12 protein-coding genes are annotated in these 10145 nt (G+C 67.2%); 11 read left to right on the plus strand and 1 reads right to left on the minus strand.

From position 1 onward, the window contains the following. Window positions 1-16: 16 nt before the first annotated feature. The 8 genes from ABOZ73_RS17155 (at window position 17) to ABOZ73_RS17190 (ending at window position 6155) form a co-directional block, all read left to right on the plus strand. On the plus strand, window positions 17-1033 hold the full coding sequence (locus ABOZ73_RS17155) for a DNA-directed RNA polymerase subunit alpha (RefSeq protein ID WP_369059319.1): 1017 nt from the start codon (window positions 17-19) through the stop codon (window positions 1031-1033). Between the two features lie 172 nt (window positions 1034-1205). Next, window positions 1206-1619: a 50S ribosomal protein L17 gene (gene rplQ / locus ABOZ73_RS17160; RefSeq protein ID WP_369059320.1), complete on the plus strand. Its 414-nt coding sequence runs from the start codon at window positions 1206-1208 to the stop codon at window positions 1617-1619. Window positions 1620-1703: 84 nt separating this feature from the next. After that, entirely contained in the window at window positions 1704-2051 is a 348-nt protein-coding gene (gene arsC / locus ABOZ73_RS17165; protein WP_369059321.1) for an arsenate reductase (glutaredoxin), read from the plus strand. Window positions 2052-2135: 84 nt separating this feature from the next. Continuing rightward, on the plus strand, window positions 2136-2591 hold the full coding sequence (locus ABOZ73_RS17170) for a VOC family protein (protein ID WP_369059322.1): 456 nt from the start codon (window positions 2136-2138) through the stop codon (window positions 2589-2591). Continuing rightward, entirely contained in the window at window positions 2588-2926 is a 339-nt protein-coding gene (locus tag ABOZ73_RS17175; protein ID WP_369059323.1) for an ArsR/SmtB family transcription factor, read from the plus strand. The genes ABOZ73_RS17170 and ABOZ73_RS17175 overlap by 4 nt, the downstream gene beginning before the upstream one ends. Further along, on the plus strand, window positions 2923-3411 hold the full coding sequence (locus ABOZ73_RS17180) for an SRPBCC domain-containing protein (RefSeq protein WP_369059324.1): 489 nt from the start codon (window positions 2923-2925) through the stop codon (window positions 3409-3411). The genes ABOZ73_RS17175 and ABOZ73_RS17180 overlap by 4 nt, the downstream gene beginning before the upstream one ends. After that, on the plus strand, window positions 3408-4670 hold the full coding sequence (locus ABOZ73_RS17185) for a TCR/Tet family MFS transporter (protein ID WP_369059325.1): 1263 nt from the start codon (window positions 3408-3410) through the stop codon (window positions 4668-4670). Before ABOZ73_RS17180 ends, ABOZ73_RS17185 begins: the two co-directional genes overlap by 4 nt. A 66-nt stretch (window positions 4671-4736) precedes the next feature. After that, window positions 4737-6155 (plus strand): Do family serine endopeptidase, encoded by a 1419-nt coding sequence (locus ABOZ73_RS17190; RefSeq protein WP_369059326.1) that lies wholly within the window; start codon window positions 4737-4739, stop codon window positions 6153-6155. 10 nt (window positions 6156-6165) lie between these two features. Here ABOZ73_RS17190 and ABOZ73_RS17195 read toward each other — a convergent pair whose 3' ends face one another. After that, window positions 6166-6570 carry a VOC family protein gene (locus ABOZ73_RS17195; protein ID WP_369059327.1) on the minus strand — a complete coding sequence of 135 codons (405 nt, stop codon included), beginning with the start codon at window positions 6568-6570 and terminating at the stop codon, window positions 6166-6168. A gap of 35 nt (window positions 6571-6605) precedes the next feature. On the opposite strand from ABOZ73_RS17195, the gene ABOZ73_RS17200 reads away from it, so the two are divergent. The 3 genes from ABOZ73_RS17200 to ABOZ73_RS17210 all read left to right on the plus strand — a co-directional run bounded on the left by ABOZ73_RS17200 (window position 6606) and on the right by ABOZ73_RS17210 (window position 10106). Then, a complete protein-coding gene (locus tag ABOZ73_RS17200; protein WP_369059328.1) occupies window positions 6606-7913 on the plus strand; it encodes a replication-associated recombination protein A in 1308 nt (435 codons plus the stop codon). Between the two features lie 885 nt (window positions 7914-8798). Next, window positions 8799-9581 carry an RluA family pseudouridine synthase gene (locus ABOZ73_RS17205; RefSeq protein ID WP_369059329.1) on the plus strand — a complete coding sequence of 261 codons (783 nt, stop codon included), beginning with the start codon at window positions 8799-8801 and terminating at the stop codon, window positions 9579-9581. Between the two features lie 24 nt (window positions 9582-9605). Next, window positions 9606-10106, plus strand: coding sequence for a hypothetical protein (locus ABOZ73_RS17210; RefSeq protein ID WP_369059330.1), 501 nt, complete (start codon window positions 9606-9608; stop codon window positions 10104-10106). Window positions 10107-10145: the final 39 nt, after the last annotated feature.

Here is a 10145-nt window from a genome sequence, read left to right on the forward strand (position 1 = left end):
TTCAAGGGATCCGACTGTGATCGAAAGAAACTGGAACGAGCTGACCCGCCCCGAGAAGCCGCAGATCGAGACGGGCGCCGACGCCAGCCGCAAGGCTCGCATCGTCGCTGAACCGCTCGAGCGCGGCTTTGGCGTGACTCTCGGCAACGCGCTTCGGCGCGTTCTTCTGTCTTCGCTGCAAGGCGCCGCCGTGACCGCCGTCCAGATTGACGGTGTGGTTCACGAGTTCTCCTCGCTGGAAGGCGTCCGGGAAGATGTCGTCGACATCGTCCTGAACATCAAGCAACTGGCCGTTCGCATGCACAGCGAAGGCCCGAAGCGCATCACCCTGCGCGCCACGGGTCCTGGCCAGGTCACCGCCGGTCAGATCGAGACCCCGGCTGACGTGGAGATCCTGAACACCGACCACGTGCTCTGCACGCTGGACGAGGGCGCCCAAGTGCGCATGGAGTTCACGATCAACACCGGCAAGGGCTACGTCCCGGCCGAGCGCAACCGTCCGGAAGACGCGCCGATCGGCCTGATCGCCGTCAACTCGATCTACTCGCCGGTCAAGCGCGTCGCCTACAAGGTCGAGCCGACCCGTCAGGGCCAGTCGCTCGACTACGACAAGCTGATCCTGGAAGTTGAGACCAACGGCGCCGTCTCGCCGGTTGACGCGGTGGCCTACGCCGCCCGCATCCTGCAAGACCAGCTGCAGATCTTCATCACCTTCGACGAGCCCAAGGCCAAGGCCGCGGACAAGTCCAAGCCGGAGCTGCCGTTCAACCCGGCTCTGCTGAAGAAGGTCGACGAGCTGGAGCTGTCGGTCCGTTCGGCCAACTGCCTGAAGAACGACAACATCGTCTACATCGGCGACCTGATCCAGAAGACGGAAGCGGAAATGCTCCGCACTCCGAACTTCGGCCGCAAGTCCTTGAACGAAATCAAGGAAGTGCTGGCCGGCATGGGTCTGCACCTCGGCATGGACGTGCCGAACTGGCCGCCGGAAAACATCGAAGACCTGGCCAAGAAGTTCGAAGACCAGATCTAAGACGAAGACCGCGCTTAATCCGGACCGACCGCAAGGCCGGTCCGGGCCCTTTGAAGCCGCAACAGCGGTGGAGGGCCCCGGCGCTTAGCACTTACCCAGGCGGGATGAAGGCTGGGACTGGTGATGATCGGCGCTCTGCGCCAATGCGGGCCACGGCCCAGGAGAGACTTAAATGCGTCACGGTAAAGCTCACCGTAAACTGGGTCGTACGACCAGCCACCGCATCGCCATGTTCGCGAACATGTCGGCTTCGCTGATCAAGCACGAACAGATCGTCACCACCCTGCCGAAGGCGAAGGAACTGCGTCCGATCGTCGAGAAGCTGATCACCCTCGCCAAGCGCGGTGACCTGCACGCTCGCCGTCAGGCCATCAGCAAGGTCCGCGACGTCGAGCAGGTCGGCAAGCTCTTCGCCGTCCTCGGCCCGCGCTACAAGGCGCGTGAAGGCGGCTACATCCGCGTTCTGAAGGCCGGCTTCCGCTACGGCGACAACGCCCCGATGGCCGTGATCGAGTTCGTCGATCGTGACGTGTCGGAAAAGGGCAAGGACTCCGGTCCGGTCCACGTGGTCGACAGCGAAGACTAAGAAGCTCCGGCTTCCAAGAGTTCAAAGCCCCGGGGTTCGCTCCGGGGCTTTTTCTTTGGCCGCTGGCTGGGGTAGGTGAGGGGCATGACCGTCACCATCTTCCACAACCCCGCCTGCTCGACCTCCCGCAAGACGCTGGAGGCGCTCGAAGCCGCCGGCGCCAAGCCCGTGGTGGTCGAGTACCTGAAGGCCGGCTGGACCAAGCCGCAGTTGCAGGATCTGCTTAAGCAGCTTCAACTGACCCCGCGTGACATCCTGCGCACCAAGGGCGCGCTGGCGGGCGAACTGGGCCTGCTGGAGGACGGCGTGTCCGGCGACCGCATCCTGGACGCCATGGTCGAGCACCCGGTCCTGGTGGAGCGGCCCATCGTGGTCGGCCCCAAGGGCGCGGTCGTCGCCCGGCCGGTGGAGCGTTTCGCCGACGTTCTCTGACTTTGGAAAGCCGGTGTTCGTCGAAGCTTGCGCGATTAGTTTCCTTATGCGTTAAATATTTCTCTGAACGCTAAGGAGTGGCCCATGTCCGACAAACGTCCCGCGCTCACCTCCGCCCTTGTCTACAAAGACCCCCGCGCCGCCCTGGATTGGCTGGAGCGGGCCCTCGGCTTTGAAGTCGAGATGCTGATCGAGGCTCCGGACGGCGCCTTGCTGCATTCGGAAATGCGCTTCGGCAACTCCCTGATCATGGTCGGCCACGAATGGACGGTTGAGCACCGCAGCCCGTCCTCGATGGGCGGGCTGATGACGCAGACCGTCCACATCCACATAGAGACCGACATCGACGCCCATTGCGAACGCGCGCGTCAGGCGGGGGCGGTGATCGTCGCCGCGCCGGAGACGCAGTTCTACGGCGACCGCACCTATCGCTGCAAAGATCTGGAGGGACATATCTGGACCGTCGGGCAGACGGTGCAGACCATGACCCCTCAGGAATGGGACGCCGTGGCCGGGGTGGTCACCACCATGCGGTCATGAGCGCGGCGGTCGATCTGACCTTGGCCGCCCTGGCCGAGCCCAGCCGACGCAAGGTGGTCGAGGCCCTGCGCGAACAGCCTCGGGCGGCGGGTGAGTTGGCCAGGATCGTGGGCCTGTCGCCGCCCGCCCTGAGCCGACATCTGAAGACGCTGCGCGAGGCGGGCCTCGTTCATGAGAGCCATCCGGTGTTCGACGCGCGGGTGAGGATCTATGCGCTGAGGGCCGAGCCGATGCAGGAACTGTCGCGCTGGCTGGAGCAGACCGAGCAGATGTGGGGCGACCAGCTGATCATGTTCAAGGCGCACATCGAGGCCGAGCCGGAGCCGCTGAAATGACTTCGCGGGTGCTGGTCGCCCTGCGTGTGAAGGCGTCGCCTGAGCGGACCTTCGACGTCTTCGTGCGCGACATCGGCCAGTGGTGGAAGCCGAACCCGATCTTCGCCTTCACCCCGCGGTCGCCGGGCGTGCTGTCGTTCGAGGCGGGGCCGAACGGCCGCCTGATCGAGACCCTTCAGAACGGCAAGGTGTTCGAGATCGGCAGGATCCGCGCCTGGGAGCCGCCAGGGCGTCTGGTCTTCGGCTGGCGTCAGGCGACCTTCGCCGCCGGGCAGGACACCGAGGTGACCGTGACCTTCGAGGCCGTGGGGGACGAGACGCGCGTGACCGTCGAGCATCGCGGCTGGGACACCGTGCCGGCGGCGCACGTCGCCAAGCATGGCTTTCCCGAAACGCTGTTTCTTCAGCGGCACGCAGAGTGGTGGCGGGGGCTGCTGGCTTCGCTTAAGTCTGGAATGGACGCCGGGGAGGGCGCGCCGCAATGACCGAACAGACCCTAAGCGGGGGGCGGCGCAAGGCCGCCCTGGGCTTCATCTTCGCCACCGCCCTGATGGACGTGCTGTCCCTGGGGATCATGATCCCCGTGCTGCCCAATCTGGTGAAGGAGATGGCTGGCGGGGACACCGCCTCTGCGTCCTTGTGGGTCGGGTTGTTCGGCACGGTCTGGGCGCTGATGCAGTTCTTCTGCTCGCCGATCCTGGGCATGCTTTCGGATCGCTACGGCCGCCGGCCGGTGATCCTGATCTCCATCTTCGGCCTGGGCGTGGACTATCTGTTCATGGCCATGGCCCCGACCCTGGCGCTGCTGTTCGTCGGGCGGATCATCCATGGGATCACGGCGGCCAGCTTCGCCACCGCCGGGGCCTACATCGCCGACGTGACGCCGCCGGAGAAACGCGCCCAGAGCTTTGGCCTGATCGGCGCGGCCTGGGGCGTCGGTTTCGCGGTCGGGCCGGCCATGGGCGGCCTGCTGGGCGACATCGACCTGCGCCTGCCGTTCTATGTGGCGGCGGCCCTGGCCCTGACCAACTGGCTGTACGGCTTCTTCGTGCTGCCGGAATCCCTGCCGCCGGAGAAGCGGATCAAGGCCTTCGACTGGAGGAAGGCCAATCCCATCGGCTCGCTGAAGCTGCTGCGGTCGCATGGCGACCTGACCGGCCTGGCGCTGGTTTCCGGCTTCTTCCAGCTGGCGCACCACGTCCTGCCCAGCATCTTCGTGCTCTACACCGGCTATCGCTACGGCTGGTCGCCGCGCGACGTAGGCTTCATGCTGATGGCCACCGGCGTCGCCAACATCATCGTCCAGGCCCTGCTGGTCGGGCGTGTGGTGAAGGCGGCGGGCGAGCGCGGGGCGCTGCTGATCGGCCTGTTCTGCATGACGGCCGGCTTTGTGATCTACGGCCTGGCGCCGACGCAGGAGCTGTACTGGATCGGCCTGCCGGTCTTCGCCCTGTCCGGCCTGATCCAGCCCGGCCTGATGGGTCTGATGAGCCGTCGGGTCCAGGCTTGGGAGCAGGGGCAGCTGCAGGGCGCGAACTCCAGCATCATGGGCATCACCGGCCTGTTCGGCCCGGCGCTCTACACCACCGTTTTCGCCTGGTCGGTGCATCGCGATTCGGTGCTGCACATGCCGGGCCTGGCGGTGTTGATCGCCGGCGGCCTGACGGGCGCGGCGTTCCTGACCGCCCTCAAGGTCGCCAAGCCCGCGCCGCGCCTGGAACCTGAGCCGGTCCCGTCCGCTTAAGCGCCATCTTTGCGCCGAAAACCTCGGCTGTTGTCGTCTGCTGACTATCGGAGAATCGACGTCCCCATGCGTGCCTATCGCGTGCTCATTCCGGCCTTGGCCGTTCTCGCCGCCTGCTCGGATCCTGCTTCCAAGAGCACCGCCCAGCCCGTGCCGGGTCTGGCCCAGCCGACCCGCCACGCGCCCACCGACGCGCGGTCCATGAAGACGTCCTTCGCGCCCGTGGTGAAGCAGGTCGCGCCCGCCGTGGTGAACGTGTCCAGCCGCCGGGTGGTGCGTCAGCGCACCGATCCGTTCTGGGAGTTCTTCATGGGCGGCGGCGCGCCGCGCGAGCGGGTCGAAGGCTCGCTCGGCTCGGGCGCCATCGTCCGCTCCGACGGGGTGATCGTCACCAACCACCACAACATCGAAGGCATGAGCGAGGTCACGGTCCAGCTGGCCGACCGTCGCGAATTCCAGGCCAAGGTGCTGCTGGATGATCCGCGCTCGGATCTCGCCGTGCTGAAGATCGAAGCGCCGGGCGAGCAACTGCCGGTCCTGGCCATCGACGACCAGGAGCAGCTTGAGGTCGGCGATCTGGTGCTGGCGGTGGGCAACCCGTTCGGGGTGGGCCAAACCGTGACCAACGGCATCATCTCGGCCCTGGCGCGGACGGATGTCGGCCAGGCCGATTTCGGCTCCTACATCCAGACCGACGCGGCCATCAATCCGGGCAATTCCGGCGGGCCGTTGGTGGACATGGATGGCGACCTGGTCGGCATCAACACCTTCATCCTGTCGCGCACCGGCTCGTCGACCGGCGTCGGCTTCGCCATTCCCGCCGCCGTGGTGCGGCAGGTGGTCAGCGTCGCCCTGGGCGGCGGCCACGCCATCGTGCGGCCGTGGCTGGGCGCGCGGACCCAGACCGTGACCAGCGACATCGCCCGCAGCCTGGGCCTGCCCGGCCCGCGCGGCGTGCTGGTGGCCGAGGTGTGGCCCGGCGGCGCGGCGGATCGCGGCGGCCTGCGGCAGGGCGACGTGATCCTGTCAGTGGCCGGTCAGGCCGTGAACGACGACAACGGGGTCACCTACGCCTTTGGCACCCGCAGGACGGGCGAGACCGTTCCGATCGTCATCCGCCGCGAGGGGGCGGAGCGCACCCTGAGCGTGCGGGCCGACACCCCGCCGAACACGCCCGCACGGGACGAGCGCAAGCTGGCGGGCCGCAATCCCATTGATGGCGCGACGGTCGTCAACGTCTCGCCGGCGGCGGCGCAGGAGCTGGGCGTCGATCCGTTCACGCGCCGCGGCGTGCTGGTGATCAAGGTCGAGCCTGGGATCGCCCAGTCGGCGGGCCTGCGCGCCGGCGACATCGTGCGTCAGATCAACGGCCGCGAGATCACCAGCGTCCGCGACCTGCAGTCGGCGGTCTCGGCCAACGCCGGGGCCTGGCAGGTGACCATCGAACGCAACGGCCGCCTGATCACCGCCCAGATCCGGACCTGATGGTCAGGGCCTAGGCCTTTTTCGGCGAACCGATCGACCAGCGGACCCCGAACGGGTCGATCACCTGGCCGTATCGGTCGCCCCAGAACTGGTCCTCGATCGGCATGGCGATGGTCGCGCCGGCCTCGGTGGCGCGCCGCCACCAAGTGTCGGCGTCGTCCACCTGCAGGTGCAGGGTGTAGCCGGCCGGCGTCTGGGCGGCATGGCCGTATTCAGGGAAGGCGTCGCACATCAGCAGCGACGCGCCGTTGATGAGCAGGTGCAGGTGCATGTAGCGCTTGCCGTCCTCGGCCTTGTGGCCCATGGCCTCGGTCGCGCCGAACGCCTTGATGTAGAAGTCGCGCTGCGCGGACGCATCAGCGCTGATGAGGTACGGGGTCAGGCCGCCGGTCGGCCCCTGCTGGTTGTCAGCCATGTGCGTTCTCCCTCTGGATTTTGTACTCTGAACCCATGACAGACCTGTTCCAAGCCGCCGGCCTGACGCCCAGCACGCCGACGCCCCTGGCGGATCGCCTGAGACCGCAGAGCCTCGACGAGGTGGTGGGGCAGGAGCACCTGCTGGGCGAGACGGGGCCGATCCGACGGATGGTCGACAACGGCCGCCTGGGGTCGATGATCCTGTGGGGGCCGCCGGGCACCGGCAAGACCACCATCGCCCGCCTGCTGGCCAAGGCGGCGGGCTATGAGTTCATGCAGATCTCGGCCGTGTTCAGCGGCGTCGCCGACCTGAAGAAGGCGTTTGAGCAAGCGCGCGCCCGCCGCATGGCCGGCCAGAGCACCCTGTTGTTCGTGGACGAGATCCACCGCTTCAATCGCGCCCAGCAGGACGGTTTCCTGCCGTTCGTGGAGGAGGGGATCGTCACCCTGGTCGGGGCGACCACCGAGAATCCGTCCTTCGAGCTCAACGGCGCCTTGCTGTCGCGGGCGCAGGTCTATGTCCTGCGCCGCCTGGGCGAGGAAGCGCTGGAAAGCCTGCTGGCCAAGGCAGAGGCGTCGGAGGAGCAGCCGCTGCCCCTGGACGCGGCGGCGCGCGAGGCGCTGATCGCCATGGCCGATGGGGACGGCCGCTATCTGCTGACCCTGGCCGACACCCTGTTCGCCATCGGCGTGCCCAAGCCCATGACCCCGGCCGAGCTGGGCCAGATGCTGCAAAAGCGTAGCCCGGCCTACGACAAGGACCGTGAGGGCCACTACAACCTGATCTCGGCGCTGCATAAGTCCGTACGGGGTTCCGATCCGGACGCGGCGCTGTACTGGCTGGCGCGGATGCTGGAGGGCGGCGAGGACCCATTGTTCCTGGCCCGCCGCATCGTGCGCATGGCGGCCGAGGATATCGGCGAGGCCGATCCCATGTCCCTGGTCCTGGCGAACGCGGCCAAGGACACCTACGACTTCCTCGGCTCCCCCGAAGGGGAGCTGGCCCTGGCCCAGGCGGTCGTCCACCTGGCCTCGGCGCCCAAGTCGAACGCCGTCTATGTGGCCTACAAGGCGGCGCGTCGGGCGGCGAAGGAGACCGGCTCCCTGATGCCGCCGGCCCATATCCTGAACGCCCCGACCAAGCTCATGAAGAACCTGGGCTACGGCAAGGACTACAACTACGACCACGATGCCGAGGACGGCTTCAGCGGGCAGAACTACTTCCCCGACGGCATGGAGCGGCGGAAGTTCTATGATCCCAAACCCGTGGGGACCGAAGCCAGGATAAAGGAACGGCTGGACCACTGGGCCAAACTGCGTGCAGAGCGGGGTGGGGCTTAATCCAATATCTTTCGCCCCCTTCGGGGGGACAGGGTGACTGCTGCGCTGCCCAAACTCCGTCACCCTAGGCCTTGTGCCTAGGGACCAGAAACGGTTGAGATTCCTGGTGAAGTGCGGCGGTCATCGCCGCACCAATCCTGTCGCCACAGAGTCTCTGGGTCCTAGGCACAAGGCCTAGGAAGACGGATGTGGAGCGGGGAAATCAGCGACCTTATCCACCCCCTCCCAAACCCGCCGTAACCTCTCGTCGTCCCCATCACGGGAAGGGCGCTCGGCCAGCGCCGGTTGTGATGGAGATGTGATCGAGCGGGATTTAGGCGTGGAACCCCGGCGTCCACGCGGTCCGGGACCTCTCGCTGGAGGAGGCCCGCCCGTCAGGGCCTTCGCTCGGAGATTTGTAAGTCCTCTCGAGGAGCACCCAGACACGATCGCGCGGAGCGGAAAGACCTACGTCGAACCCGGCACTCCATAGTCCCATCGCCTGACGCAGGTCAGGCCGCTCCGCCGCCCTTCCAACCTTGCGGGTTCTCGCCCGTGGGGGTGCTGAATCACGCCTCCCTCTCCCTTGATGGGAGAGGGATCGAGGGTGAGGGTGACTGCTGCCGTTCCGCCGCGCCGAACCCAACCGCCGCATCACCCCCATCCCTGCCCTTCCCCCATCAAGGGGGAAGGGGTCTTCCTGTTATGAGGCGCCGAGGGTGATCACCTGAATTCGAAGATCCAGTAGATATTCGAATTGGGCTAATCCACCCCCCGCACTGAGGCGCTTAGTGGTCGATCTCCAACCAAAGAGATGACCGTGCTCGAATTTCTCAGCCTCGCTTCCCCTCTAGCTTCTCTCATCAACGCTTGCGCCAAGCTCGTCTGGGCGTGCAGGAGGAAGCCATGAAGCAACCCCGCCGCAAGCTGCAGCCCGCCAAGACCAAGGCCGTCGAGTCGCCGATCAGCCTGACCGAGGAGGAGATCGCCTTCACCCGGTCGCTGGTCCTGCGCGAGGACAGTTCGATCATCGTGCTGAACAAGCCGTCGGGCCTGTCCAGCCAGGGCGGGCGCATCCAGGCGCATACCCTGGACGACCTGCTGTGGGCCCTGGCCCGGCGGGGGCATCCGCGGCCGCGCCTGATCCACCGGCTGGACCGCGACACCTCCGGCGTCATCCTGACCGCCAAGACCAAGCCGGCGGCGGGGTTCCTGGGCAAGGCGCTGATGGGCAAGCGCTTCCGCAAGACCTACCTGGCCATCGTCGCCGGCGGCGCGCCGGAGCCGAAGGGCGGCGCGGTGGATGCGCCCCTGCGCCGGGAGTCCATCGGCCGCGAGGCCTATATGCGCGTGTGCGAGCCGGATCATCCGGACGCCGAGACCGCAAGGACCCGCTATCGCACCCTGGCGGCCAACGACCAGGCGGCGCTGATCGAATGCAGCCCGGAGACCGGCCGGATGCACCAGATCCGCGTCCACATGGCCTCCATCGGGCGGCCGCTGGCCGGCGATGTCCGCTATGGCGGGGCGCTGATGCTGGCAGGGCAGCCCGTGCCGCGGCTGATGCTGCACGCCTCGTCGCTGATCTTCCCGCATCCGGAAGGCGGGGAAACTAAGGTCAGCGCGCCGTTGCCCGACGATATGGCCAAGGTGCTGGAGAACTGCGGACTGGCGATTCCGGAACGCTGAGGCCGCGCTTCGCATTTCAAGGGTATGAAGCCGTTTCTCGCCCTTGCCGCCGTCCTCAGCCTGGCCGCCTGCACCACGCCGACCGTCTATGCGCCGGCGACTGGCCCCAAGGCTTCGGGTTTCTCCGAATACCGGCTGGAGAATGACCGCTGGCGCGTCACCTATCGCGGCGGCAGCGGCGCGCCGGCCATGCAGGTGGCCGACCTGGCCTTGCTGCGGGCGGGGGAGCTGGCCATTCAGACCGGCTATGACTGGTTCCGGGTGACCGATCGCTTCGACGAGATGCGGGGCGGCGGCGGGGGCGGTCCGCGCACCAGCCTGTCCGTGGGCGGCGGGTCCTCGAACTACGGCTGGGGCCGCAGCAGCGGCGTGGGCCTGGGCATCGGGACCAGTTTCGACCTGTCCGGCGGCCCGCAGATCAGCCGCACCATCGAGGTGGTGATGGGCAAGGGCCCCAAGCCCGCCAGCGTCGATGTCTATGACGCCCGCGCCGTGGTCCGGGAAATCCAGGCGCCGCGCGTCTAGGCTGTTCCCTTTGCCTATGGGCGCGCCCCGTCGCATAAG

Source organism: Caulobacter sp. 73W (genome assembly GCF_041021955.1).
Classification (GTDB): domain Bacteria; phylum Pseudomonadota; class Alphaproteobacteria; order Caulobacterales; family Caulobacteraceae; genus Caulobacter.

Coding starts and splice junctions, on each gene's coding strand:
- rplQ (WP_369059320.1), top strand. CDS start 1,206: ATGCGTCACGGTAAAGCTCACCGTAAACTGGGTCGTACGACCAGCCAC.
- arsC (WP_369059321.1), top strand. CDS start 1,704: ATGACCGTCACCATCTTCCACAACCCCGCCTGCTCGACCTCCCGCAAG.
- ABOZ73_RS17170 (WP_369059322.1), top strand. CDS start 2,136: ATGTCCGACAAACGTCCCGCGCTCACCTCCGCCCTTGTCTACAAAGAC.
- ABOZ73_RS17175 (WP_369059323.1), top strand. CDS start 2,588: ATGAGCGCGGCGGTCGATCTGACCTTGGCCGCCCTGGCCGAGCCCAGC.
- ABOZ73_RS17180 (WP_369059324.1), top strand. CDS start 2,923: ATGACTTCGCGGGTGCTGGTCGCCCTGCGTGTGAAGGCGTCGCCTGAG.
- ABOZ73_RS17185 (WP_369059325.1), top strand. CDS start 3,408: ATGACCGAACAGACCCTAAGCGGGGGGCGGCGCAAGGCCGCCCTGGGC.
- ABOZ73_RS17190 (WP_369059326.1), top strand. CDS start 4,737: ATGCGTGCCTATCGCGTGCTCATTCCGGCCTTGGCCGTTCTCGCCGCC.
- ABOZ73_RS17195 (WP_369059327.1), bottom strand. CDS start 6,570: ATGGCTGACAACCAGCAGGGGCCGACCGGCGGCCTGACCCCGTACCTC.
- ABOZ73_RS17200 (WP_369059328.1), top strand. CDS start 6,606: ATGACAGACCTGTTCCAAGCCGCCGGCCTGACGCCCAGCACGCCGACG.
- ABOZ73_RS17205 (WP_369059329.1), top strand. CDS start 8,799: ATGAAGCAACCCCGCCGCAAGCTGCAGCCCGCCAAGACCAAGGCCGTC.
- ABOZ73_RS17210 (WP_369059330.1), top strand. CDS start 9,606: ATGAAGCCGTTTCTCGCCCTTGCCGCCGTCCTCAGCCTGGCCGCCTGC.